At 56.7% G+C, this 24943-nt stretch carries 26 protein-coding genes; 11 read left to right on the top strand and 15 right to left on the bottom strand.

The window, feature by feature from the left end; translation table 11 throughout:
- Nucleotides 1–6 precede the first annotated feature (6 nt).
- From Q0955_RS16665 to Q0955_RS16645, 5 genes are all read right to left on the bottom strand, one after another.
- The gene (locus Q0955_RS16665) at nucleotides 7–1014 is read right to left on the bottom strand and encodes a TonB family protein (RefSeq protein WP_299426480.1); all 1008 of its coding nucleotides are present in this window, start codon (nucleotides 1012–1014) and stop codon (nucleotides 7–9) included.
- On the bottom strand, nucleotides 1011–1394 hold the full coding sequence (locus Q0955_RS16660) for a biopolymer transporter ExbD (RefSeq protein ID WP_299426477.1): 384 nt from the start codon (nucleotides 1392–1394) through the stop codon (nucleotides 1011–1013). The genes Q0955_RS16665 and Q0955_RS16660 overlap by 4 nt, the downstream gene beginning before the upstream one ends.
- A gap of 2 nt (nucleotides 1395–1396) precedes the next feature.
- Nucleotides 1397–1774 (bottom strand): biopolymer transporter ExbD, encoded by a 378-nt coding sequence (locus tag Q0955_RS16655; RefSeq protein WP_299426474.1) that lies wholly within the window; start codon nucleotides 1772–1774, stop codon nucleotides 1397–1399.
- A gap of 4 nt (nucleotides 1775–1778) precedes the next feature.
- On the bottom strand, nucleotides 1779–2819 hold the full coding sequence (locus Q0955_RS16650; RefSeq protein ID WP_299426471.1) for a MotA/TolQ/ExbB proton channel family protein: 1041 nt from the start codon (nucleotides 2817–2819) through the stop codon (nucleotides 1779–1781).
- A gap of 219 nt (nucleotides 2820–3038) precedes the next feature.
- Nucleotides 3039–3980, bottom strand: a complete 942-nt coding sequence (locus Q0955_RS16645) for a helix-turn-helix domain-containing protein (RefSeq protein ID WP_299426469.1) — start codon at nucleotides 3978–3980, stop codon at nucleotides 3039–3041.
- A gap of 162 nt (nucleotides 3981–4142) precedes the next feature.
- Between Q0955_RS16645 and Q0955_RS16640 the strand changes: the two genes are divergently transcribed.
- From Q0955_RS16640 to Q0955_RS16630, 3 genes are all read left to right on the top strand, one after another.
- Entirely contained in the window at nucleotides 4143–5048 is a 906-nt protein-coding gene (locus tag Q0955_RS16640; protein WP_299426466.1) for a TonB-dependent receptor plug domain-containing protein, read from the top strand.
- An 18-nt stretch (nucleotides 5049–5066) separates the two neighbouring features.
- Nucleotides 5067–6116, top strand: a complete 1050-nt coding sequence (locus Q0955_RS16635; RefSeq protein WP_366140697.1) for a TonB-dependent receptor — start codon at nucleotides 5067–5069, stop codon at nucleotides 6114–6116.
- A gap of 300 nt (nucleotides 6117–6416) precedes the next feature.
- Nucleotides 6417–6578: a hemin uptake protein HemP gene (locus Q0955_RS16630; protein ID WP_299427023.1), complete on the top strand. Its 162-nt coding sequence runs from the start codon at nucleotides 6417–6419 to the stop codon at nucleotides 6576–6578.
- Nucleotides 6579–6665: 87 nt separating this feature from the next.
- Here the strand turns inward: Q0955_RS16630 and Q0955_RS16625 are convergent, their stop codons facing one another.
- Nucleotides 6666–8654: a TonB-dependent receptor gene (locus tag Q0955_RS16625; protein ID WP_299426463.1), complete on the bottom strand. Its 1989-nt coding sequence runs from the start codon at nucleotides 8652–8654 to the stop codon at nucleotides 6666–6668.
- A gap of 327 nt (nucleotides 8655–8981) precedes the next feature.
- Here Q0955_RS16625 and Q0955_RS16620 point away from each other — a divergent pair, with 327 nt between their 5' ends.
- Genes Q0955_RS16620 through Q0955_RS16605 form a run of 4 tightly spaced genes read left to right on the top strand, consistent with a single transcriptional unit; the run spans nucleotide 8982 to nucleotide 12786 of the window.
- Nucleotides 8982–10037, top strand: a complete 1056-nt coding sequence (locus Q0955_RS16620) for a ChuX/HutX family heme-like substrate-binding protein (RefSeq protein ID WP_299426461.1) — start codon at nucleotides 8982–8984, stop codon at nucleotides 10035–10037.
- Nucleotides 10034–10912 (top strand): ABC transporter substrate-binding protein, encoded by an 879-nt coding sequence (locus Q0955_RS16615; protein WP_299426459.1) that lies wholly within the window; start codon nucleotides 10034–10036, stop codon nucleotides 10910–10912. The genes Q0955_RS16620 and Q0955_RS16615 overlap by 4 nt, the downstream gene beginning before the upstream one ends.
- A gap of 3 nt (nucleotides 10913–10915) precedes the next feature.
- Nucleotides 10916–11983: an iron ABC transporter permease gene (locus Q0955_RS16610; RefSeq protein WP_299426457.1), complete on the top strand. Its 1068-nt coding sequence runs from the start codon at nucleotides 10916–10918 to the stop codon at nucleotides 11981–11983.
- An 11-nt stretch (nucleotides 11984–11994) separates the two neighbouring features.
- Entirely contained in the window at nucleotides 11995–12786 is a 792-nt protein-coding gene (locus Q0955_RS16605) for a heme ABC transporter ATP-binding protein (protein WP_299426455.1), read from the top strand.
- Between the two features lie 222 nt (nucleotides 12787–13008).
- Here Q0955_RS16605 and Q0955_RS16600 read toward each other — a convergent pair whose 3' ends face one another.
- From Q0955_RS16600 to Q0955_RS16560, 9 genes are all read right to left on the bottom strand, one after another.
- Entirely contained in the window at nucleotides 13009–14133 is a 1125-nt protein-coding gene (locus Q0955_RS16600; RefSeq protein WP_299426453.1) for a TonB family protein, read from the bottom strand.
- Entirely contained in the window at nucleotides 14130–14507 is a 378-nt protein-coding gene (locus Q0955_RS16595) for a biopolymer transporter ExbD (protein WP_299426451.1), read from the bottom strand. The genes Q0955_RS16600 and Q0955_RS16595 overlap by 4 nt, the downstream gene beginning before the upstream one ends.
- A gap of 4 nt (nucleotides 14508–14511) precedes the next feature.
- The gene (locus Q0955_RS16590) at nucleotides 14512–14877 is read right to left on the bottom strand and encodes a biopolymer transporter ExbD (RefSeq protein WP_299426449.1); all 366 of its coding nucleotides are present in this window, start codon (nucleotides 14875–14877) and stop codon (nucleotides 14512–14514) included.
- Nucleotides 14870–15514: a MotA/TolQ/ExbB proton channel family protein gene (locus Q0955_RS16585; RefSeq protein ID WP_299426447.1), complete on the bottom strand. Its 645-nt coding sequence runs from the start codon at nucleotides 15512–15514 to the stop codon at nucleotides 14870–14872. Before Q0955_RS16585 ends, Q0955_RS16590 begins: the two co-directional genes overlap by 8 nt.
- A gap of 5 nt (nucleotides 15515–15519) precedes the next feature.
- Complete coding sequence (locus tag Q0955_RS16580; RefSeq protein WP_299426446.1) at nucleotides 15520–15951, bottom strand: hypothetical protein; 432 nt, start codon at nucleotides 15949–15951, stop codon at nucleotides 15520–15522.
- 122 nt (nucleotides 15952–16073) lie between these two features.
- A complete protein-coding gene (locus tag Q0955_RS20915) occupies nucleotides 16074–16379 on the bottom strand; it encodes a helix-turn-helix domain-containing protein (RefSeq protein ID WP_366140696.1) in 306 nt (101 codons plus the stop codon).
- 189 nt (nucleotides 16380–16568) lie between these two features.
- Nucleotides 16569–17066, bottom strand: coding sequence for a J domain-containing protein (locus tag Q0955_RS16570; protein WP_299426442.1), 498 nt, complete (start codon nucleotides 17064–17066; stop codon nucleotides 16569–16571).
- A gap of 224 nt (nucleotides 17067–17290) precedes the next feature.
- Nucleotides 17291–18604 carry a hypothetical protein gene (locus tag Q0955_RS16565; RefSeq protein ID WP_299426441.1) on the bottom strand — a complete coding sequence of 438 codons (1314 nt, stop codon included), beginning with the start codon at nucleotides 18602–18604 and terminating at the stop codon, nucleotides 17291–17293.
- A 178-nt stretch (nucleotides 18605–18782) separates the two neighbouring features.
- A complete protein-coding gene (locus tag Q0955_RS16560) occupies nucleotides 18783–19787 on the bottom strand; it encodes an AraC family transcriptional regulator (RefSeq protein WP_299426439.1) in 1005 nt (334 codons plus the stop codon).
- 235 nt (nucleotides 19788–20022) lie between these two features.
- Here Q0955_RS16560 and Q0955_RS16555 point away from each other — a divergent pair, with 235 nt between their 5' ends.
- From Q0955_RS16555 to Q0955_RS16540, 4 genes are all read left to right on the top strand, one after another.
- Entirely contained in the window at nucleotides 20023–21330 is a 1308-nt protein-coding gene (locus tag Q0955_RS16555; protein ID WP_299426436.1) for an amidohydrolase family protein, read from the top strand.
- A gap of 126 nt (nucleotides 21331–21456) precedes the next feature.
- Complete coding sequence (locus Q0955_RS16550) at nucleotides 21457–22278, top strand: hypothetical protein (protein WP_299426433.1); 822 nt, start codon at nucleotides 21457–21459, stop codon at nucleotides 22276–22278.
- 18 nt (nucleotides 22279–22296) lie between these two features.
- On the top strand, nucleotides 22297–23493 hold the full coding sequence (locus tag Q0955_RS16545; RefSeq protein WP_299426430.1) for a carbohydrate porin: 1197 nt from the start codon (nucleotides 22297–22299) through the stop codon (nucleotides 23491–23493).
- Nucleotides 23494–23861: 368 nt separating this feature from the next.
- On the top strand, nucleotides 23862–24943 hold a 1082-nt coding region (locus Q0955_RS16540), incomplete at its 3' end, for an AMP-binding protein (protein WP_299426427.1).

Below are 24943 nucleotides of genomic sequence, written 5' to 3'. Positions count from 1 at the left end.
GGCGGGTCATTTGACCCGCACAGGCAGGGTAAAGCCGTAGCTGCTTTTGTTTAGTTGCTTTGGCGCCTTGGCAAATTTTCCGATGCGGCGAACAGAGGTCAGGACCGCCTGATCCACCTTGGCCGAACCGGAGGATTTGGCGACGGATGCGCTTTGCAACCGTCCATTTGGTGCCACTTTCAAGCGGATGACCACGTGATTTGACGCGCCCTTGATTTTGCCGATACGCACGCCGCGTTGCAGGCGGGACTGAATTTTCCCGGCCCAAACAGACATCAGGCTGGCCTCTTTGCCTTTGCCTAGCGCGTTTGATTTTTTGGAGCTGCCCGCCTGATGGCTCTTACCAGCGCCCGCTGCTTTTTGGGTCGCGGCGCCCGCAGAGGCCTTGGAAGCCTTGTCCGCAAATTTTTTGTTTGGTTCAGGCTTCTTTTTCGGCGCAGGTTTGGGCTTCGGCTTCTTAACAGGCTCGGCCGGCAGCTTCGGCGCTGGCTCTGGCATGTCGATGGCCTGATCCATGCTTGGTTCTGGAGGTCGCAAGGTGGGGCGTTGAGGCGGCTTCACGGGGGCTGGGGTTGTTTCTCGAAGTTCCGGCGCAGAGGTAGTTTCAGGCACTTGGAGAGCGGGAGATGTGGGCGCGGTGAGTGTTGGTTGTGCTGGCAACGGTGTACGTGCCAGGTCCACATCTGGTTGATTGGGCAGGTCTTTGGGTTGCAGTGCCGCAATCTTGATGGCCGCGTTGGGCGCTTCGTGCAACGCCATTGCAGGAGCGTTGATCGCATCGGTGATGTCGAGCTCAGGCTGTTCGATTTCCACAACTTGAGCTTGGTGCGTCGGGGCGGCTGTCCAATCCGCCAGGACCGTTTCGATGGACGCGGGCGCGCCTGTGATGGACACAAACGCATCGCCGCCAGCGCCGTCTGCATTGCCGCCATCTTCGGCACTGCGCACCGCCATCAGGACGTGGATGCTTAGTGCGAGGCTCAGGAATACAATAAGTTCAGTGATCTTTTTCATGGCGCTTGCACCACCACTTCAACGCGGGAAAAGCCGACAGCGGACAGGCGTTGCATAACTTGCGCGAGGCGGTCTCCATCCAATGAGGCATCAATGCGCAGTTGCAGAGTTTTGCCGTCTCCGGCAGCGGCGGAAATGGCGCCGTAGGCGGCATCTCCCGCCGTGTCCTGGAACTGCAAAGCGGCATCCTTGCCCACGTAGAGGACAAGCTCTCCATCCGGCTCGGCGGCTTTATCTGCGGTGGGCGGGGAGACCTCGAAGGGTTCCGGTGGGGCGATTTGGGCGGTCATCAGGAAGAAGATCAGCATTAAGAACACCACGTTGATCATCGGTACGATGCTTTCAGCGCGCGGTTTGCGGGGGGCGTTGTCAAAGTCCATGGCTATTCCACCAGCACAATTGAGGTGAAGCCGGCCGCGCGCAGGTGTTCGGAGATCGCGACCACCCGTTGCACGGTCGCACCGTCCGTACTGCGCAACACGATGGTTTCCGTGGATTTTTCCATCACTTCTGTGAGGGCGGGGATAAGGCTGTCGGCGGTGCGTGTTATGCCGTTGAGGCGCAGTTCTTCGGGCAAGATGTCCACGAGTTTTGGGTTGCCGGTGAAGTCGCCACCGGATGAAGCCAGCGGTATCGGCAGCACCTGATCTATGCCAAAGCGGGAGGCCAGCATGAAGAAAACCAGCAGCAGGAACACCACATCGATCATCGGCGTTAGGCTGGGTTTGCGACGAAACCGGCGGGTGTCGGTGAACTGCATTGGGTTACTCGGCCGCGAGGGCTTGCACCGTGATGGCGTCCATTTCTTTGCGGGTCACAAAAATCCGCATGGCGGCATCCTCGACATCGCGGCGCATACGGTCGATGACGGCCTCAAACCATGTAAGAGCCGCGGAGGCGGGAATGGCCACGGCCATACCAGCGGCGGTGGTCAGAAGCGCTTCCCAGATGCCCCCTGCCAGCAGCGAGGGATCGGCGCTGCTGCCGCTTTCTTGCAGTGCCTGGAATGCCGAGATCATGCCCAGAACGGTGCCCAGCAGGCCCAGCAACGGAGCAATGGTGGCGATCAATTCCAATGCGCGTAGGCCGACAGCCGCTTCGCCGAGCTCGCGCCTTGCCACGCGGGCGGTTTCCTCGCGCGCGGCGTCTTCGGTCAAGGTTTCGCGAGCGGTTATGGCCGCGCCAACCACTTTGGAGCGCAGCCCCCTGCGGCGGGATACCAGCGCTTGTGCGGTATCGGTGTTGCCATCTTCATAGAGGCTAACAGCCTTCTGTGCTTTGCCGCGTGCCCAGGCACCTATGAGCGCAAGCCGCCAGATTTTCCAGAGGATGAGCGCGACGGTGATGACAGAGAGAGCGGCAATGGCCCAGATAGACGGACCACCGTGCTGAAGGAAAGTGGTGGCACGTTTTGCGGCGGCTTCTATCTGCTCCGTTGTGGTTTGAGGAGTGGCAATTTCTGGCTCTGGAGCTGTTATTGTGGCCTCGGTGATGGCTTCTCCGGTTTCGCTTTCGGTGCTTAGATTTTCGGCCTCAGGGGCGGTTGCGCTCTCTGATTTCACTGTTGGCGGAAGTGTCGACGTCGTGTCGCTGGACAATTGCGTTTCGGAGCTTGGAACGTTCAGGCTCTCAGGTTGGTTTGCGACCTCAAGTGAAAGGCCGCCCTCTTGCAGTGATTGCAGAGACGGCGGAGGCATTTCTGTGGTCGGAGGCGAGGGCAGTTGCGGTGCAGCGGGTTCTGTCTGCGCCAGAGCTGTGTAGACACCGGCAAGCAAAAGGACGCCTGACAGGGATGTTGCTTTCATGAGGGAAGCGCACAAATGGCGGGACATGGCGACTCCAGTGAACTCATAGGCCAACAGGAAGACGAAAAGCGCGCGCGTTATGTCGTCGACCACAGGCATTGCGGTGATGACTTCTTGGCGAGCCGCGTGGCGGGGCTTTAAGCATGGCTGGAAGTGTTTCCATAGGATAAAAATGTCGATTGTTTTTGTCAAGTAGGGTGGTTCGCCGCTTTCGCCGGTTCAGCGGCGCCTTGCGCTAGAGGGGGAGATACCAAAAGCCCGCCGGAAGGCGGTAGAAAAATTCTCTGGCGTGGAAAACCCTGCCACTTCGGCTGCCTGTGAAACGGAGAGTGCGTTTGCCACCAGGTGGTCTTTGGCCATGGCAAGACGGATCGCGCGGGCGTGCGCTAAAGGCGCGCATCCGTGGGCCTTTTGTATCAGCCGACGCAGGGAGGACAGGCTCAGACCGCCAGCTTTCGCCAAGGCTGCCAAGTCAGGCAAGGGGCCAGGAGTATGGATGAGGTCTTCGACATGTTTGAGTTGGGAAACTTCGCGCGGCGTGAGGCTTGCGGAGGTGCCCGTGTCAGATAGTTTTTCAAAGGTGGAGGCGATCAGTTCAAGCACCATGGCCTCTCCGTGAAGGCGCGAAATCGGGGAGTGAAAACCATCCATTGATGCGAGAGTTTCCAGTATCTGAATGTCGCTAGGGGTGGCGTTCCAGTCCGCAAGATATTGCCTTTTGTTCTTCAGAACAGTTGGTTGCGGGAGCTCAAGACACTGCTCTCCGAGCCAGTCATGTGATATTCGAATGCTGACTTTTCGCACGTATTCACCGGGGCCACTCCGGCGATGAAAGCTGAGGGTTTCATCAATTGCGGACAGAGAAAACTTTACTGGCGCGTGGTTTGGGCGACCCAAACCCATCGGCTTGTCGTCCAGCCAGGCTTCGGTGGAGCCTTCGAGAAAGCAGTTCAGGATCACGCCCGGCACGCGTTGCGTTTTTGTTTCAAAGCTGCGTTTGGCGCGCGCATTGAGCGTGTGCACGCCCAAGCCTTCGCGAAACTCAGTGGCGGTGACCAGACCTTGAAACACATTGTCTTCCGACAGGTCCGCGCGGCGAAACCAGTTGATTTTGTCAGAGGGGGTCGCGCCTCTGTAGAAGGCGGTGCGGGGCTGCGCCATTGACAGACTTTCATATCAAAACGGTCCCAAAAGCTTGGCGGTTTTGAGTTTGCACAGCCTGCAAAGGTTTTTGAACAGGAGGCAAAGGCCGTCGTCTGGCAAGGATTTGGAGGGCAGTTTACTTACCTGACAATAATAGTCAATGAACTGAAGAGACGAAGAATGACCCACCCGCTCCCGCGTCTGAAGCTGTTGACCACAACAGCGCTGTGTGCGCCTTTCCTCGCACTGCCGGCCTATGCCCAGAACCTGGCAGAAGATTATGAACTTGATGAAATCCGCATTGAGGCTGATGACGCGCAAACTGTGCTGGGCAACCACACAATTTCGCAAGAAGATATTGAGCAACGTAATCCCGCAACAATCAGTGATGTGTTTGACGGCGAGTCCGCGGTGAATGCCAGCGGCGGTGCCGCCATCGCAAAGAAGGTTTATGTCAACGGCATCGAAGAAACTCTGTTGAACGTGACCATTGATGGCGCGCGCCAGAACAAATCTGCGTTCCACCACACCGGCAACGTATTGATCGATCCGGGCCTACTGAAGGTGGTTGAGGTCACCTCTGGTCTGGCCCCAGCTGATGGCGGTCCCGGCGGTCTGGGCGGCTCGATCGCCTACACCACCAAAGACGCGTCGGACATGCTGGGCGCAGGGGACACCTTTGGTGGTCGTCTAACTTTGGGCGGTGGAAGCAACGGGGTTGGACTGCGCTCGACCTTGTCGCTTTATGGCCAGTCTGGCGGCTTTGACTATGTTTTGCACGGCGCACGTCACAAAGGCGAAGACTACAAGGACGGTGACGGGACAACGGTACAGGGGACACAGGCGGATCTGACCGACTATGTGGCCAAGTTTTCCTATACCTCTGATGAAGGTCACCGCGTGGCGTTTTCCGCGTCTGACACGCGCGACACCGGCGACCGCGCGGCACAGATGGGACCGGGGCCGTTTGTGTTCATTCGTCCTGACTTCAGTGGCTTGAACACCGGGCCAAATATGATCGTTGACGCCTTGGCGCGGCGGACGTCTTACTCTTTGACCTACACCAAAGAAGATGCGCGGGGCTAGTTCGATCCATTTTTTTAGATTGCCTACAACGAACAGGAAATTGACGCAGGCGATGGTTGGGGCGAAAACACAAGCCTGAGCGGGACGTTTAAAAACACCTTCCAGCTCAACAATGGCACTGTTTCTGCTGGTTTGGACTTCTTTGACGAGAAAGCGGCGGGCCGCACGGCAAGTTCGGTGACGCCTTTGGCCTTTGGTGGCACGGAGAAAAACCGGAACATCGGTGTGTTTGCGCAGGTCCGGCAGGACCTTTCGAGCCGCGCATCCGTTTCCTATGGCGCCCGGTTTGATTTTCAGAACTTCACCGGTGCAGATGGATCGAAGTTTGATGACAGCGGTCTGAGTGCCAATGCAGCGATTGACTATGTTCTGTCTGATTTCTGGACATTGAATGCAGGGATTGCATCGACCTTTGGCGGATACGAGCTTGGTGAGGCAACAATCATCAACTTCTTTGCGCCTTGGGAGTATACCGGTTTGGACACCTCGCGCAGCAACAGTGCGCGTCTTGGGCTCCGGTTTGACAATGGACCTTGGGTTGCGAATGGGGCGCTGTTCTACACAGAGATCAACGACTATGTGTCCGGCTTCCCGCCGCGCGGCGGCACGCGTGCGACGGCATCCGATATCACAACACGCGGCTTTGATGGATCGTTGGCGTATCACTGGGGCGAAGGGTTTGCGCGTCTGAACTATACTTACGCCGACGTCGAGGAGGATGGCGCAACCATCGGGTCCACAGCCTATTACCGTGGTCGTCCAATGGGGCACATTGTGGCGCTCGAGAGTGCCTGGCAGCCGGGTAGCGGTTGGACCCTTGGCGGTACAGCAGAAATTGCACCGGAGTACAAAGACGCCAATATGGGGTCCTACTCGGTTTGGAACGTTTATGCGGAGTATGTGCCACCAAACATGGACAACCTGCGCGTTCGTCTCGACCTGCGCAACCTGTTTGATGAAACCTTTGTGGCGCGGGCCAACGACTCGGCCGGAGATACCTCTGGGCGTCCCATCCCGATGAACGAGCCGGGGCGGACCATCGCTCTGACCGCGACGTTGACTTTCTAAGCCACTTTGGTGCCCTATCCTCCCTCGGGGCAGGCGGCAAATTTCAGCCTCTTGTCAATACCTGATTCTTTTTGTATGAAATGCGCATTGCAACTTTGAGGCTAGTTATGCGCAGCGAGCAAAACGACTTTAAAGACAGAGAAGACCGCGACTGGGTGAACTTGGCTGATCTGGTTGGGGAAATTCCGTGGCCGGACACCTGGTGCTCCGAAAGCTTCATTGATCGGATTGCTCGGCCCCAAAAACCACAGCGACGCAGCTAGGGCGCACTGGAAGAATCCAATGACACCCAAAGTTGAAATGGGGCACTCTGTGGCCTCGATTGAAGGCGTGGAAAGCGGCACCCCGGTTTATGGTGCCGAGGAGCTGACGGCTGGCGGTAACCAGGCGCAGATCCGTCTTTCTGAAGCTGTCTATACCCTGCGGATCACCCGTCAGGGGAAGCTTATTTTGACCAAGTAGATCCCTTCTGTTTGGTCCCAAGTTTTTTCGAAACACCTATGAAAAAGGCCCCTCGCGGGGCCTTTTATTTGTTTGGTGCAACTGGCGTCAGAACTTGGCGGTCAGGAAAATACTGGCGTTACGGCCAGCGCCTGGAATCTGGTCTACTGCCTGGTAAGAGCGGTCAAAGATGTTGCCAACTTCAAAGCTCACATCGAGATTGTCGGTCAGGTCTACGGTGCCACGCAGGTTCAGCGTGCCGTAGCCACCGTAGCGTGTGCCGTCGGTGTCGGTGTTGCCGCTTTCGCCGCGCACGAAGATGTCCCATGTGCCGGAGGTGGATTGCAGGCCCCAGTCCCCGCGCAGACCGATGTCACCGGACCACGTTGGTGTGCCGGTGTTTTTGGTGCTTGTCCCGTCAGAGTATTCAAAGGTGCGGTTTACATTGGACAGGTTCACATAAGGGCGTACGCCGCCCCACCAGCCTGGATCGAACTCTGCGGCCACTTCAAAGCCCCAGGTTTGGGCGGCGTTCACGTTCTCATAGCGCGATTGTCTTGGGATGCCGGTGGCGATTGATGCGATGTAGTCTTTGGAATCCGTGTAAAACAGCGCCGCGTCCAACACGAGATTGCCGTTGTCGATCCGCGCGCCGACCTCATAGTTGATGGAGGTCTCGGGTTTCAGGTTTGGATTGCCAATCACAGTCCCGCCTGCGCCAACCGAGGTCAGGAACAACTGGCTCAGCGACGGATAGTTGTAGCCTTGCGAGATGTTGGCTCGCAGCACTGAGGTGTCGTTCAGCTGATGCACCAAGCCAAGTGAGCCAAGCAGACGGCTGTCTGAATTGGACTGGGTTGGTTGCGCTACGCCATTGACCAGGTACTGGTTTAGCTTGCTGTCAACATTGTAGTAGCGCAGACCAAAGGTTGCGGCGGTCGCGCTGCCCAGCTCTGCCTCATGTTGGGCAAAAACCGAGGCTGTTTTGATAGTGGCGTCGGAGTAGCGAGTTGTGACCGAAGGCGGGCCGCCAAAGCTGCTGGTGGCGACCTTGTCGGAAATCAGGTTGTCGTCTTCGTATTCAAAACCCACCACGGTGCGGTGACCCGGCGCAAATTCAAAATTGGCGGTTGCCTTGAAGCCCGAGGTTTTTTGATCATCTTCCGAAGTCGAGTTGCTGGACATGCCAGGGCCAAAGATGCCGTTGCTTTCAAACGCGCGGTCAACAGATTGGGTGTAGGCGTCGATTTTCAGAAGCGACATCCATGGGGTGAGGTCTTCGCTCTCATAGAAGGCACTGTATTTACGGAGGTCGCGTTTGGGCAGGTCAATGGCAAACGTCGGGGTTCCAGTGTAAACATCTGCGGACAGGTCATAATCCTGAGCCCGTACGCCAAAGTAGTGATTGCCTGCGCGATAGCCAGCAAAGGCGTGGATGTCACGGTCTTCGCTGCCTGAAGGGACAAGCTCGCCATTAGCGGTTTCGCGGTTGTCCAAATCTGATTTGGAATAGGACAGGCGGTAGTCGAAATTGCCAACGGTGCCGGCAAGGCTGGTATTTGCGCGATAACCTTTGTTGGCGCCCAAATACCCGGCAGATACTGTTGCCACAACTGGCTTGTCCGCACCGCGCTTGGTGATGATATTGACCACACCGCCAATGGCTGCGTTGCCGGAGGTTACGGAGGATGGGCCGCGTACAACTTCAATGCGTTCGATCTCGGTTGGCGAAATCAGGATAGGCGTGCCGTAGTTGGTGTGGTCGGTGATTTTCTGACCGTCGATCATGATGGCAACACGCTGGGCGCTTTCGCCTCGGACCTTGATGCGTTCGATGCCGGATTCTGTCACGCGGACGCCGGGCACACCCTTGAGCAGGTTTGCCACCGAGCTTGGCGGAATGGTTTTGATTTGCTCTTCATCTACCACAGTCACCGAGGACGGGCTGTTCATGACTTCGGTCGGAAGCCCGCTTCCGGTGATGGTGATGGCGTCCAAGGCATAATCTGTTTCGTCTTGGGCGAGGACGGGGCTGGCAAACACCGCTCCCAATAGGGCGGCGGAGGCCATCGATAAACAGCTCACACTATATTTCACAGGCATTTTCCTTCCTTCCGGAGCGTAGGGCCCCATGGCAAACCGCGAGTGGACCTATGGGGCCTTGCGGTGTGTTTATTCCTGGCTGGAAGCTGGGTGATTGCCCGATAAGCAGACGTTAGAAGACGTCCGAGGTTCGAGTCGGAAGCGGCCTAAATGATCTGATTGGTAAATACTATATTATTTTTGTCAGAAAAATTGCGATGGGTCTTGCGGTGCGACTTTTTTGCACTTAGTGCATGAGGAACACATCAGCAAAGCACAGCCACTGCTTCCGATTCCTTCGGTCACAGCCACTGCTTCTTCCAAGCTCATCGGGGGACGCACATGGCACGATCCACTTCTTTTACAGTTACAGAAATCCAGCAAGCCCGCCTGGACAACCCCAAAATGCGGGAACGCGATCTGGCCGACAAGCTTGGGATCTCGGAGGCGCAGCTGCTTGCGGCGCATTTGGGGCAGGGGGTGACACGCATAACGCCGGAGATGGATGTATTGATGCCTGCGATTATGCGGTTAGGCGAAGTAATGGCGCTCACCCGCAATAAGAGCTGCGTGATTGAGAAGACTGGCGTTTATGCTGACTACCGCGGTGGTCCACATGCGGCGTTGGTGGTGAATGATGAGATTGACCTGCGCATGTTTCCTGGACATTGGAAGTATGCCTTTGCGGTCGTGAAGCCGTTGGACGATGGCAGCGAGCGCCGCTCCCTTCAGGTGTTTGATGCCGCAGGCGATGCGGTGCATAAGGTATTTCTCAAAGAGACTTCCCAGCATGAGGCGTGGCGAGGCGTGCTTGCGGAACTGAGGTTTCCGGAGCAGTCCGGTGACCTTCCAATCCTTCCCCGGCAGAAGACAGAAGCAGCGATTGGTGACCACGCAAAAGCAGAGCGGTTGCATGCCGAGTGGGACAAGATCACCGACACGCACCAGTTCTTGCAGATGGTGAAAAAGCTCACGATGAATCGGCTAGGAGCCTATCGCGTGGCCGGTGCGCCATATGTGCGTCCCTTGCAGACCTCTGCGGTTTCAGACTTGCTTGAAAAGGCCCGCGATTTGGGGCTGCCAATTATGGTGTTTGTTGGCAATCGCGGGTGCATTGAAATCCACACCGGGCCAATTGAGACAGTGAAATCAATGGGGCCTTGGATCAACGTGCTTGACCCGCGGTTCAATCTGCATCTGCGCAACGACCATATTGCCGAAGTCTGGCAGGCGACCAAAGCCACCCGCCGTGGAGACGCTGTTTCCGTGGAGGCATTTGACGCCGAGGGTGGTCTGATTTTGCAGGTCTTTGGTGTTCTGGCTGAGCCTGAGGCCGCCGAAAAATGGAATGATCTGGTGGCGGGTTTGCCAAGCCTGAAAGAGGAGGCTGTGGCATGACCAAATTGTCTCCACTTAGCAAACTGCAAGTGAGTATGGGGGGTGCGTTGCTTGCGCTTTTTACGATTGTGCTGGCACGTGGTGCCATGGCGGATTCCGTGCCTTCACGGATTGTCTCTGTTGGGGGATCGGTGACGGAGATTGTGTTTGCGCTGGGCCAAGAGCATCGGTTGGTTGCGCGTGATACAACCTCAAATTTCCCGGCGGAAGCGCGCAAGCTTCCGGACGTGGGCTATGTACGCCGGTTATCGCCAGAAGGCTTGCTGTCCGTTGCGCCCGACATGATCTTGGCGGAAGAGGGGGCAGGCCCACCGGAAACCTTTGACGTTCTGGCCGATACTGGGTTACCGATTGTCACTGTTCCCATGGGATTTGACCTTCCTTCGGTCCAAAACAAGATCCGTGCCGTGGCCAAAGCTCTGGATGCGGTGGATGCAGGTGAAGACTTGGCAGCGCAGGTGACCACTGACGTGGAAGAGGCCAGTCAGCTCGCTGGATTGCGTGATCAAAAGGTGTTGTTTGTGTTGTCGATGCAGGGTGGCCGGATCATGGCAGCGGGAGGGAATACCGCCGCGCAAGGCGTCTTGACGCTGTCTGGCGCCCAGAATGCAATAGCAGGCTTTGACGGGTATAAGTTGGTGTCAGACGAGGCCGTTTTGACCGCCGCGCCGGATGTGATTTTGATGATGCAATCGCACCGGCCGGGCGCTGTTACTGCTGCGGATGTGTTGGCGCATCCCTCCATCGCGGCGACACCTGCCGGACGGGCGCAGGCCGTGTTGCAAATGGACGGAATGTTGCTTCTCGGCTTCTCCGTGCGGACCGGGCAAGCGGTGTCTGAACTGGCCGCTGGATTGGCCGCCGCGGGCAGCTGATCCATGGTTGCCGCGACAACAGATTATGCGCCGCACCAAAACGGAGGCCGCACATCGGGTGCTCAAAAAGTGACAGCTGCCTTATGCGTGCTGCTTTTGGGGGTGTCGATTGCTGGCCTGGCTGTTGGGGCTGCTGATACCTCTCTTTGGTCCGGCCTGTTTGCGGTGATGCAAGGGGAAGACCTGTCGTTGCGGGATGAAATTGTGCTGCTGCACATACGGTTGCCGCGTTTGTTGACCGGCCTGCTGGTTGGCGCTGCTTTGGCGTCCTCTGGTGCGCTTTTGCAGGGGCTCTTTCGCAACCCATTGGCGGACCCGGGGATCATTGGCGTGAGTGCAGGCGCGAGTTTCGGAGCGGTCTGCGCCATTGTGCTTGGCGGTGCTTTGCCGTTCGCAAACTTTTTGGGAGCGGCTCTCCTGCCTATATTTGCCTTTGCAGGCGCATGGGGTGCGACCCTTTTGCTATATGGCATTGCTACACGTCGAGGGCGCACGTCGGTGGCCACCATGCTGTTGGCGGGGATCGCGTTGTCAGCCCTGACAATGGCGTTCACAGGGGTGCTGATCTACATGGCGGATGACGCCCAGATGCGGGATTTCACGTTCTGGAATATGGGGGCGCTATCCGGTGCCAACTGGAACAAGCTTTTGATTGTTGCGCCTGTCGTTTTGCTTGCACTGGGGACAGCTCAGTTCTTGGCAAACGGTTTGAACGCCATGGCGCTGGGAGAGGATGCCGCGCGCCATATGGGGGTGTCCGTGCAGGTGATCAAACGGTTGGCCATTCTATGTGTGGCCGCTGCGACGGGCGTGTCTGTGGCAATCAGCGGTGGCATTGGTTTTGTCGGCATCGTTGTTCCCCATGTATTGCGGCTTGTGTCCGGGCCGGATCACAAGCATCTCGTGTTAAACTCCGCGCTGTTGGGCGCATGTATGCTTGTGTCGGCCGATGTTGTGGCACGGGTGATCATAGCGCCGGCGGAGCTGCCGATTGGCATTATCACAGCGATTTTTGGCGGGCCGTTTTTTCTGTGGATATTACTGCGCCAACGGGGCGTGGTTGACCTGTGAGGCTGAAGACAATGGCTTTGATTGCCAAGAATATCGGAGTTCGCGTTGAAAAGAAGGTTCTGCTGCGGGACGTGACTTTTGATGCACAGCCTGGTGCGGTCACAGCCATTGTTGGTCCATCGGGAGCAGGCAAGTCCACGTTGCTGTCAGCCGTGTCCGGGGATGTGGCCTACACTGGCAGCGTGAGTTTGAACGGGCAGGATATCAAGTCCATCCGGGCCTCCGTGCTGGCGCACCATCGGGCGGTTCTGGCGCAGGCCACGCCTTTGGCCTTTCCATTCACCGTGTTTGAAATCGTGCGTCTTGGATTGCAAAGGCACACGGAACCAAAAATCGCGGCGCATGCGTTGCAAAAAGTTGGGATGGCGGGATTTGAGGGGCAATATTACCAGTCTCTGTCCGGTGGGGAGCAACAGCGGGTCCAATTGGCGCGCGTGTTGTGTCAGGTTTGGCAGCCGGTTGAGGATGGGGTGCCGCGCTGGTTGTTTCTGGATGAGCCTGTGTCCAGTCTCGATATTGGCCAGCAATTGCGGGTGATGCAGACGGCGCGGGACTTTGCCGATCAGGGGGGCGGTGTTGTGGTTGTCATGCACGATCTCAATTTGACCGCGATGTTTGCGGATCGTGTGGCTTTGGTTGTGGATGGCGCGTTGGTTGTGCAGGATAGCGTTCCCAAGGCGCTGACAGCGGAGCGGCTAACGGACGCCTATGGGTGCGATTTGAAGGTCTGCGAAGCGCCGATATCGGGTTTTTTCACGTTGCCTCAATTGGCGCGTGTTTATCCATCCCAGGAGTTACTTTAGATAACCATTTTTGTTTGCGCGGTCAGGGGCATGGTCTCCTCGCTATTTAGAGAGACGCATCACTAGAATCCAAGCTGCTTTCAATTTCTGTATCAAGGTTATGACGACGATCCCGTCGGTCACGGTTTCGGCTGACCTCACTGATCCGGATAGCGACACTCTTGTATTTGAAATCAAAAAGTGACTTTTGACAGGTGGCCAGACGCACCAGAGGCAATCGCGCTATCTTGAGCTATACAAAAACGACAACTGCCGGCGTTCGCCATTTGGCGGCCGTGGAAACGGCACGGCGCTTTGGATTTGCGTGCGGGCCGCGCGATTGACAGCGTCGTTGCCGGAGCTGTCGATGATTTCCACCCAGTTTATGGAACCATTCGGGGCAATTTCAAAATACACACGGGCGAAGCCTGTTGCTTTGACGTGGACCGGGCGGGTTCGGTTGAGATGAACCAGCACACGGCCCGCGTAGTTGGTGGTGTCAGAATTTCCGGGCCCGCGAGAGTTGGCTGCAGAGCCCGATGGGATGCCAAAGCCTCCCACGGAGGCATGAGCGCCTTCGCGTTTGAAGGTTTCCAACGGAGACTCAAGCGTTTGCGTTGGATTGCGCAGATCATCAAACCCGTTGCGCAGGCCTGGAAACAAGGGTTGCAGTTTGCTTTCGGTGTTGTCCTGCGGCTGCTCCTCGTCCTGGTTTTCAGTGGGAGTGGGGGCTGCCTGGTCCTCGGTTTTCGGAACAGACAGCGGCTGGATGGGCTCTACCGGCACCACGGTTTCCGGTAGAGCTGCGATGACCTCTTTTGTTGGCGGTGTGACTTCCGGGGCTGTGGTCGGTGAAGGCGGCTGTGCAGCCACAGGTTCGGTGATCTCTACGGTGTCGGTCTCGCTTCCAAGCGGTGCAGCCTGGTCGGTTTGTGGTGGCACCGGAGCGGTTGCTTTTGATTGAGCGGTTGGTTCGGTTACATCTGGCTCTGCCACAAAATCGCTTTGCGTCCCGGCAAGCGGGACCGGCGCGACAGTTTGGGCGGTGCCTGTATCGGGCGCATAGGTGTCTTGTGGGTTTTCAGAAGCCACAAGAACTTCGGTATCTGGCACATCGGCGTCGGTGGTTGGCGCCACTGGCTCTACAGGTTGCGGGGGCTCCGGTTCCGGGGCTGGATCGGGCTGTTCGGGCGCCTCGAGCTCCTCGGCTAAGTCGTCAAAGGCGTTGCCGAGGGCGATAGGCTCAGCCGAGGTTTGCGACCTCGACGGGGCGTGCTCAATCCTGATGGCATAACCAAGACCCAGCAGGTGCACCGCAAGGGAAAGCAGCAGCGCAACAGAGGCAATGAGGAGCGAGCGACGGATCACTGCAGCGCTCGCTCGGTGACAAGGATTACGGAGGAGGCGCCCGCGCGTCGCAATGCGCCTGTGACTTCCATCAAGCGCTTGGCGGGGGCATCCCGGTCTGGCACGATCCGGCTTGGGCCGGTGCCATTTTCCAGGATGTGTTGGTCAGGCGAGGTGGCACGGCCTCTAAAGCTCAAGCGGCCGTCCGCGTGCAATACCAAGGCGTCGGGTGGTTCGCGCCCTTCGAGGTCTTTGGTTTGCACCAGGTTCAAATTGGGGTCGAGCGGGGGCGCAACGGTGCCTGCAATCAAGAAGAACACCAACATCAGAAAGACAACATTGATCAACGGAATGGTCGAATCCCGTTTCTTGCGCAGAGGAGTGTGTCGGATCATCTGCTTACTCCAGAACCAAAACGTCGAGCCCATCACGCGCGCGCATGAGGCGGAGTAAGTCCACAAGCCGTTGCGCCGTGGTGTCCGCATCCAGACTGACCAAAACCTGTCCCGTTTCAATGGTTGCTGCGATGTCTTCGAGCGTTGTTGGTTGGCCGTTTAGGGTAAGACGCTCTGCGCCCAGCTGCACAAAGTAACGCTCGACGTCCGCCGCCGCTGTGCCGCTGCCTTTGCGCGCGTTGCTGAGTTCGATCTCGCCAAACGTGGAGAACGTCGACGTCAGCATAAAGAACAGCAGCAACAAAAAGATCACGTCGATCAACGGCGTGAGCGCAAGCGGGCGACGGACAAAGCGCGCATGGTTACGCATGATGTGTTTTTGTTTGCGATGCCTGATGACTGCCTGCGTCTTGCTGCATCAATGCCGTGCGCAACGCTTTGTCGGCAAACACGCGTTCCCGTGCTGTGCGGCTCTCCAACCAGGACAAAATCATTGAGGTAGGCATGGCAACCGCAAGGCCCACTGCTGTGGTGACAAGGGCCACCCAGATACCGCCAGCAAGCAAAGATGGGTCCACTGACGCGCCAGCAGTTTGCAGGCTTTGGAAGGCTTCGATCATGCCCAATACGGTCCCAAACAGACCCAGTAGAGGCGCCAGCTGCGCAATGGTATCCAGCAGGCGAAAGCCGCGCTCCAGTCGGGCCAGCGCCAAACCTGCTTCGGCATCCAGTCGATCGCTCAGCGCTTGGGAGGTGCGCGTTTGAATGGCGCTTTCAATAAGCGGTGCCAGATAGCTGCGGCTCTGCGACAACCGCGCTTGTGCTTGACCCGCGTCACCCGCGTCCCAGGCCGCCAAAGCCTCGGACAGCACCTTATGACGCCCAACGCCGGACGCCGCAAACTGCCACAGCTTGTAGATGGTCACAGCCATCGTTAAAACAGACATCACCAAAAGGATGACCACCACTGGTCCACCTAAGGCGACCACATCGCGCAATCCACTCATTTTTGTTATCCCAGTAGTTTCATGGTGATACGGCTGGTGAGCGTCAGTCCGTCGCCGCACACGCCGCTTTCTGCTCCATTCACGATGCAGCTGTTTGTGCCATTGATGAGAGCTTGGCCAATTAGGTCGCAGGCCATACCCGGCACATCAAATTGGCGCACCCGGGGGCGACCTTCCGGCAACGCGCGAAAGTCAAATAAGGACAGGCGCACAACCGCGCCTTCCGTGTCAAAAATCACAGTCTCAAAGACAGCCTTGTCAATGGAAGTGCTCGTGCTGTTGCCCGCCACAAAAGTAAACCGGCAGGCACCTTCCACATCTTGCACGGCATTGAGCTCAAGAGACACGCCGGGCTTGGTTGTGCCGTCTGATTGAGCCAGGACCAAGCCTGGCGTAAACAGCAGGGCGAACGCAAGCGCGCGGGTAAAAACAGACATGCCAATTCCTTTACGACAGGATGGGCAGTCCGCGACGGACTGTCTACACCCACTGAAACTTGATTGTGATAACTTAGACAATGATCAAGTGGAAGGAAGGGGTGATCACGATCTGGTGGCAATCAATTGCCTGCCGGAGGCAAGATTTCAGAAAGACGGCGTGCGCAAACACGGATGAGAGCCAAACCTGGTCGCCGCGTCACAGGACAGGATCGGCTGGAGAACCGCGCGCTCGATGCTTTGTTCTTGTCGTTTACTCGGCGGCCACCGGCATTTTTGACGGCCCAGCCATGCATCGCCTCCAACAATGGTATCAAGCTTTGATCCAAGGGCGTGAGGCTGTATTCCACATGCGGTGGGATGGTTTGAAAATCCTCGCAATGCACAAAACCGGCCTCCAGCAACTCTGCCAGCTGGTGTGTGTGAATGCGATGTGTGACTTCCCAGAGAAGCAGCTGTCGCTGATTGAACCGGCACGGCCCCGCCCAAGCCAGAACAAGATCATCAGCTTCTACCGACCGGACACGGCCGAGATAAGCTGCCCTACATGGCAGTTGTCGTTTGGTTTCTGCAAATTCATGGGCAGTATATGCGACGCTTTATGACCGTGAGGCGCCCTAGCGGCATGTAGAGAAGGCTGGTTGGCGCGAGGCGGCGCTGAGGTTGCGGCGGGTTTCCTCAAAGACAGCGCAGGCAGCGTCGATCAAGCGTTGCTCCTGCGGGCTGCGGTAGGTGCGGCGCTTGAGGAGCGGGGCGTTTGGCGCGGTTTGAGATGGCTTTGCTTTGCGTGTGGCGCTGTTGGCCGTGCGGGTATGGCCTGTTCGGGCGCGCTGGGCATCAGGACGCGCATTTTTGGTTGTTTGAGCGGTCTGCTGGCGTGGGTGGCGGCGGCGCTTGGGTCTTGGCTGCTCAGCTTTTTTTAAGCGGTGATGTGCAACAGCGTCATAGGCTGCATTGATTTCACCCATGCGCCGCGACGCCTCTTCCGGGTCGGAGCGTGCCAAGTCAGGATGATAGCTGCGCACCAACTTGCGCCACGCTGTCCGCATCTCTTTGTCGCTGACTTCAGGAGACACGCCCAAGATCTTGTAGGCTTGTGCAATCTCTTTTTTCATACTCAGGCCCTCGTTCCGCGCAGTGCAGTCGTTAATCATTTGGTAATAATTTGAATTACCTTTTCTGCGAGATGTCCGGAAGCGCCGTCGGGCCCGTTGGTTAACATACACAAGGGTTAACCTTGATCGTGCGTTTCAAAATTTTCTGTATGCTAAGGCGTTGTGAGAAAAGAAAAAGCCCCGGTGCTGTGACCGGGGCTTTTGAAGCGTTGGTGTCTATGCGTTTAGCTTGATTTGATCAGGTGCTGGGCAACCATGTCGTGATCGAGCCACAGCACTGGACCGTCTGGGTTGCCTGCGGACCCAAAAATCAGCGCACCGGTTGCGTTCACCACGTGCTGGCTGAGCACGTCACTGACCAGCTCCTTACGATTGCTGTGCAGGGCTACGATATCCTGAGAGGTGCCGACGGTCATGTCGACCTGATCGGCGGAGTTGTTCATCGGCCAAGCGGTGAAGTTGTAGAACGGCTGCATTGCGTCACTCTGCTGGTAGTCCTGTACAGTCGTCAGCACGCTTTCGAGGGACACATCGTCTTTCAGCAGGCCCTGGCATTCCGCCCAAAGTGCATCGACCCATGCACCACCACCTTCATGGCGCAAAGCTTCCAGTAGGGGCAGCAAGGACAGCTCGATACCAGCAAACACATCGGATGAATTGGTGCGGATTTCCGGGCAGTTGTAGACAGTGGCTTTCACGCCGTTGTTCCAGGCGTCCTGGGCAAACTGTTCCAGACGCATTTTTGCGTAGCCCTGGGTGTAGCTGGTGTAAGTCTGCCAACGGTATTCGCCATCGATCAGCACACGCGTGCCATGGTAGCCGTAGGCGGAGTACCGAACCTGCCCGCCGTCTGCTTCGATTTTACCGCGCAGCTCTGCGCTGTGTTCCAGCAGGTGGCCAAAGCTGTTGGCTGTGACCTCGTCAAAGTTCTGCAGGATCAGCTTGCCCAGGTCGGCGTCCAGTAGGGCCTGAGACGACATGTGACGTGCGCCGCGGCCTTTGTAGATACGGTTGGCAATTGCCAAGAAAGCCTTCGCGCGAGGGATGCCACCCGCCATAGTGTGGGCGAAGTGCACGTTTTTTCCAGCAGGAATGTGTGCAGCAAGGGCACCCATGACCTCTTTCAGCGCTCCAGTGAAACGGGCCGTGCCGGTCTCGCGGCAGGCGTCAACTTTGTCCCAGTCGAGTTTGAACTCTTGCCAGTTGTCCAGCGTCATCTCTTTGAGCATGTCGGTTGGGGTGTCACCACCTTCTGGCGCGTCCATGTCAAAGCCGGCCATCAGTGGAATGTTGATGATCTTGCCGCCAAGGTTGTCTTCCGCCTGGGCCAGTTCCTCGTCGGTCAGGGCGCGCAGGGCGCCATCGTCTTCACGGCGGCCAACGGTGATGCCAACAATGGTCATTCCGGCCGCTTTGGCGGCGTCGATCAGGCCTGTGGCGTAGCCGCGTCCAAACAGCTCACCAAAGAGGACAAACACGTCACCCTCACCATAGAGCGTGTTGTTGGGGAGATGCGTCAGAGGGATAGACTGTTCCATTGTGTCTTTCTGTCTTCTGTAGGTGGTGCGGCGGTCGTCAGCCTGCACAAAATGCGATTTATGTTTAATTGCCTGAGTGGCGCGTAATGGTCAAATCCAGAAACCATTTGAGGGGTAATTGCAACTGGATGTGGGGTTGCCGGAGCACGGTTTGCGACTGGATTTAAGATTCAGCCCGTTAGTTTTGGTTCAGGGTTGCGCGGTATTCCCGCGGGGATTGGCCCGTTTGAGAGCGAAAAAAGCGGGAGAAATGGGACTGATCTGAATATCCTAACGCCTGTGCGACGGTGGCGACCGAATAGGTCGCCTCCCTAAACATCTCTTTGGCAACATCAATGCGTAGACGTTTCAGCTCCCGAGGCAGGGTTGTGTTTTGCAGCCGCAGCGAGGCTTTGAGGCGGGGCGGGGACAAACCCAATGCGTCTGCAAAGTCTTGTTCGGTGAGGGTGCGGTCGTCCAATAGGGGGCGTGCGGCAGTGCGCAGGGTGCTGATGATGGAGATATCTCGCGAGGCTGATGCCACAGAGGTGCTGGGGCGATTGGGGCGACTGTCTTGAGGCTGAACAGGCAGGGTAAGCCAGCTGCTTGGGAAGGTGAGTGAGAGACCTGACACATTGGAATGTTTGATGTTAACGCCTGTTGGCATTTTGGGAAGCGCCTCCGGGAAGGGCGTTTCCAATTGCACCAAATCGGCTTGCCAATGCGCGTGAGACAAATGTCGCAAGGTGCGGATGTGCAACCCCATACCAAAACCTTCTACCTGAACCGGCCTTTGGTGCGTCTGCACCGTGCGTGTAACCGCATATGTCGCGCGGGGTGCGGTGACCGTCAATGTATGGCGCACCGAACTCGCTTGTTGCGGGACGTTTAGCAGAAACCGGGTGTAATAGTCGCCAATAGTACGCGCATTTTCAAAGGCATCCTGAGTGGGAAGCCACGTTTTCATGTCAAAGGTGTCCGCAACATGGTAGCCGAGGTGCGGGTCTTTGGCCTTTTCTGCAAGCGTGTTAGTGAGGCCGTAAATGATTTCTGCATGCACGGCTTTTTCAGGATCTCGCAAGTCAGTTTTGGTCAACCCATAGAGCTTTAAGGCGGCGTCGACATTACAGCCCCGCGCCATGGCGAGGTCCACAAAAGGGCGCAGAAGTTGGGCCTTGATAAAGCCGTCATGTTTGGTTGGCATTGGGTGACGTCCAGGTTGTTACACTGTCACTTTTAGGCCAGTTTGATGCAGGTGTCGGCCATTTTTTTTGACTGTTTGGCAAAAAGAGATCGAAAGTGGCCTGTTTCTTGCGACACGTAGAAGTAGAATTGAGGATATTTCTTTAGGGAGCGCGATTATGTCAAACCGGATTTTCTCAGGACTCATGTCTGCTGTTGTCGGGGTTTTTGGTACCTCTCTTGCGGCACAAGATGCTGTGTCACAGACACTTTTCACCAATGTGCATGTTTTTGATGGCGTGAACGAGGCGCGGATTGAAAACGCGTCGGTACTGGTTGAAGGCAACCTAATCAAAGCTGTGAGTGCCGAGGCAATTGATGCACCGGATGCCACAGTGATTGATGGTGGCGGACGTACGCTGACGCCGGGGTTCGTGGAAGCCCACGCTCACTTGATGCTGATGGGGCCAAGTCTACCTTCGATGGAAGCGAATACCACGTGGGAAGATTTTGCCATCCACGGGACACTGATGGCAGAGATGTATCTGATGCAGGGGTTTACCACAGTGCGTGATGCGGGTGGTGGCAATGCTGGCTTGCGGCGTGCGATTGACAGCGGACAAATCCTTGGCCCTAGATATTATCCTTCGGCGGCGTTTATTGGCACCCGTGGCGGCCATGCGGATTTTGCGAACTTCACAGCCCCTCCAGGGTCGTCGACCAATATGGGACGCTTGAATATGGCGCAGGAAGCGGACAGCGCAGCGGATGTTCAAAAGTTTGGCCGCAATAACTTTCGCATGGGGGCAACTCAACTCAAATACATGCAATCAGGCGGCGTAGTCTCGGCGTTTGACCCCTGGCAGCTGCTGGCTGGGTCAACCGAGGAGATAGAAGCGGCCGTGCAGGTGGCAGAGGAATACGGCAGCTACGTCATGGCACATTCCTATCGCAAAGAGGCGATCTTGAGTGCATTGGAAGCTGGCGTGATGTCGATTGAGCACGGGTTCTCTTTTGACTGCGAGATTGCCGAAGTGATGAATGCCAAAGGCGCGTTTATCACCACCAACTTGACGGCTTTTGATCCAGGTCTGTTGGAGATTCCGGCTGTTGCCAGCGTGCCAAGTAGCCTGGCCAAGGCAAAGTCGGCCTCTGCCACCTTTGCCAACTACATTCCCAACATGCAGGAATGTCCCGTTAAGCGTGCGTTCCAAACCGATTGTGTGGGCTCGGTGGCCGCCTGTAACATTCAAATTGCTTATGAGAAGAATCTGAACAACGACTTCTTTGGACCTTATGCGTCACTGGTAACGCTGACTTCGGTTGGTGGCGAATTGGTTGGACTGTCTGGTGATTTCACCAACCCTTACACTGCCGGCAAGCTGGGTGTGATCGAAGAGGGCGCCTATGCAGATATCCTGCTGATTGACGGTAATCCTTTGGAAGACTTCTCTGTGGTTGGGACCGGCGACAAGTGGTTTGGCGCGGACCCGCGACCAGACAGCCCAGAAACATTGCGCATTATCATGAAAGACGGCGTGATCTATAAAAACACGCTGAATTAAACCTGTTAGGGCGGTGTCTGTTGGCTCCGTCCTATCGGCTTATCCTCGCAACTCTCTGGACGTGGAGCACAGCATATGCGGTTTCCAATTCTGGCTTTGATCGGGTGTTTTGCAGGCGCGCCCCTCTTGGCGCAGGTCGGGCCAAATATCGACGATCTGGCCAAGGAGCTTTCCAATCCTGGAGCCGCAAATGCGACTTTGAATTTCAAACTGGAGTATCGCAGTTTTGACGGATCTTTGGCAGGCGCGGGTGATCAGAGCAGCACAACCCTGACGTTTCAGCCTGTGCTGCCGTTTATCCTCCCAAATGGCAATAACCTGATTTTCCGCCCGGCTTTCAGCTATGCATGGGATCAGCCAAGCGTGAGTGGTGGCGGCATATCGCAACGAAATTCTTGGGGCGATGTCCCTTATGATCTGCTTTACTCTTGGAGTGGCGATGGGTGGACATTTGGTGCTGGGGTCGTCGGGTCGATGCCGACAGGAAGCGCGGCTTCATCTGACAATTGGTTGCTGGGCCCGAGCGCCTTGGCTGTGCGAACTGCCGATTGGGGAGTTTGGGGGCTGTTTCCGTTTCACAATGAAAAAGTGGGTGGCAGCGGGCCGGATACCTCTATCACATCATTGCAGTATTTCCTGTTCTACAGCCTTGGTGAAGGCTGGTTGATCGGCACAGGACCAACCATGAGCTACGATTGGAATGCCCCAGATGGCGATGCCTGGACCGTGCCGGTGCAGCTGTCCCTTTCAAAAACAACTGCGATTGGTGAGCAACTGGTGAAGTTAAATTTTTCGGCTGAGTACAATGCGGTACGACCAGACGTTTTTGCCGAAGAATGGACTTACACCTTTACCTTTAGTCCAGTTGTCAAAAATCCATTTCAGAGAACGCCGCCCGTACCGGTAGATGCGGCAACGCGTGCCGCTGCCCTTGCACCTATACGCTAAGCCTATTCGGAGGCCAGAATGACGATCTATAAATACATATTGATGGGGTTGATGGGTGCGGCGGCGTTTGGCGGTTACGCCAGGGCTCAATCAGGTGGTCTGTCTGGGCCTTCTTCCGTGGCAGCAGATTTGCAGCCGGGTGACGGGCTGACCGATCCACAGCTGCGGTCAGACTTCCCTCGCAATGTGGCACCTGGGTGGTTTGCCCGGAAAGATGGGCTTGCGGAGAGCGGCTTCAAGTTCAACTTTGACTATCTCGCGCTGGGCCAATGGAGCAACATGGATGTGGCGGAGGACAGCGCGGCCGGTGGCATGTTCCGGTTCTATGGCAATTGGGCGGCCACCGAGAATGGCAGCCTGACGTTCAAGTTGGAGCACCGGCACGCCTATACTGATGTGGCGCCGCAGAACCTTGGCTTTGCGGCGGGGGCAACGTTTATGCCTGGCACCGCGTTTAATGACAACGGCACGCTTTTGACCAATCTGTTCTGGACCCAGCGCGCGCCGGAAGGCGGCTGGAGTTTCCAGGCTGGACAAATTGATGTGACGGACTTCTTGGACATCTACGGTGCGGTGAGCCCCTATTCAGCATTCCAGAATCTGTCGTTTAACACCAATCCCACCATCAATGCGCCAAACCCTGGCTTGGGCTTGGCTGGCGGTGTGTGGCTTGGGGATACGGTTTACGCGGTGGGCAGTGTGGCCGATGCCAATGCGGACCCGTCTGATCCGGGATTTGATGTGTTTGACCACGGCAAGCTGTTCAAAAGCCTCGAGTTGGGTGTCACCAGTGCGCGGGACCGGATCTATTTTGACAACGTGCATATGACGCTCTGGCATATTGACGGAGATGCCAGCAAGAGCCGGGCGGAGGACTATGGCGCCAGCTTCTCTGCGGCTTGGTTTGTGGACAATAAGTGGTTGCCATTCCTGCGCGCCGGTGTCGCGGATCAAGGCACGGGGCTGTACAAGCGTTCGTTGTCCACCGGTTTGGCTTACTACGGACGCAACACCGATGCTGCCGGGCTTGGGCTCAATTGGGCGGAGAGCGCAACCTCGACCCAGACACAGTTTACGGCGGAGCTGTTCTACCGGTTCACGGTTTCTTCAGGGTTGCAGATCACACCTTCCATTCAAGTTATCGACAGCCCATTGGGCAATCCGGGGCTGGGCACCGTGACGGTGCTGGGGTTGCGCACACGTTTGGTTTTCTGACCGGGAGCTTTGCTGTGAGTCGTCTCTGTTAGCGCAAGACCTGTTTGTGACCATCTACACCGGAACGAATTGTCACACCTGCGAAAATGAAAATGTTAGCGCTAGCGCGGGGTGTCGGGGCGGATTTCTGGCCCTTTCAGGTGGTTAATAAAACGTAATCAAACCCTTAGAAATAGGGGGTTTCTTTTCGCCGTCACAAAAAAATTTACAGATCAGCCGGTTTGTTCGGAAATATCTTTACAGATTTTCTGTTTTATTTCCGTGCTTTGTTTCCTTGTTTTCACAAATCCCTATTCTGGCCTCGGGGTCTTGAGCCATTTGGCTTGAGTGAGGAGTTTTTTGAGATATTGACCGAGGGAGGAGCCTTCATGTCGTTGGACACCAATGCATCCACCAGCTCGTTGCCATCCGCAGAGCTAACCAAAGACGCACATATTGATACCGCCAAATACGATGAAATGTACGCCGCATCGATGTCTGATCCTGAGGGGTTTTGGCGCGAGCATGGCCAGCGTGTGGATTGGATCAAACCCTACACCAAGGTGAAAAACACCTCCTTTGCGCCGGGAAATGTGGACATCAAATGGTTTGAGGACGGCACGCTCAATGTGGCCGCCAACTGTATCGACCGCCATCTGGAAACCCGCGGCAATCAGGCCGCGATCATCTTTGAACCGGATGATCCCAACGAGCCGGCCCAGTCGATCACCTATGCTGACCTGCACCGCCGTGTCTGCCGCTTTGCCAATGTGCTCGAAGAGATGGGCGTGCGCAAAGGCGACCGTGTTGTCATCTACCTGCCGATGATCCCGGAGGCCGCTTACGCCATGCTGGCCTGTGCCCGCATCGGCGCGATCCACTCGATTGTGTTTGCCGGCTTTAGCCCGGATGCGCTCGCCGCCCGGATCAACGGCTGTGACGCCAAAGTTGTGATCACTGCCGACAGCGCGCCGCGTGGCGGCCGCAAGACTGCACTGAAATCCAACACCGACGCCGCGCTTTTGCACACCAAAGACACTGTAAAATGTCTGGTGGTGAAGCGCACCGGTGATCAGACCACCTGGATTGACGGCCGTGATTATGACTACAACGAGATGGTCATGGAGGTGGGTGACTACTGCAAACCCGCCGAGATGAATGCCGAAGATCCGCTGTTTGTGCTTTATACCTCCGGCTCCACCGGCCAGCCCAAAGGCGTGGTGCACACCACCGGCGGCTATCTGGTCTATGCCAGCATGACGCATCAATACACCTTTGATTACAAAGATGGCGACATCTTCTGGTGTACCGCCGATGTGGGCTGGGTTACCGGCCACAGCTACATCGTCTATGGCCCGCTGGCCAATGGCGCCACCACGCTGATGTTTGAAGGTGTGCCGACCTATCCGGATGCCTCCCGCTTCTGGCAGGTCTGTGAAAAGCACCGCGTGAACCAGTTCTACACCGCGCC

It is taken from the genome of uncultured Shimia sp. (assembly GCF_947493595.1).
Classification (GTDB): domain Bacteria; phylum Pseudomonadota; class Alphaproteobacteria; order Rhodobacterales; family Rhodobacteraceae; genus Shimia.
This window is presented reverse-complemented; position numbering and strand designations above follow the sequence as displayed.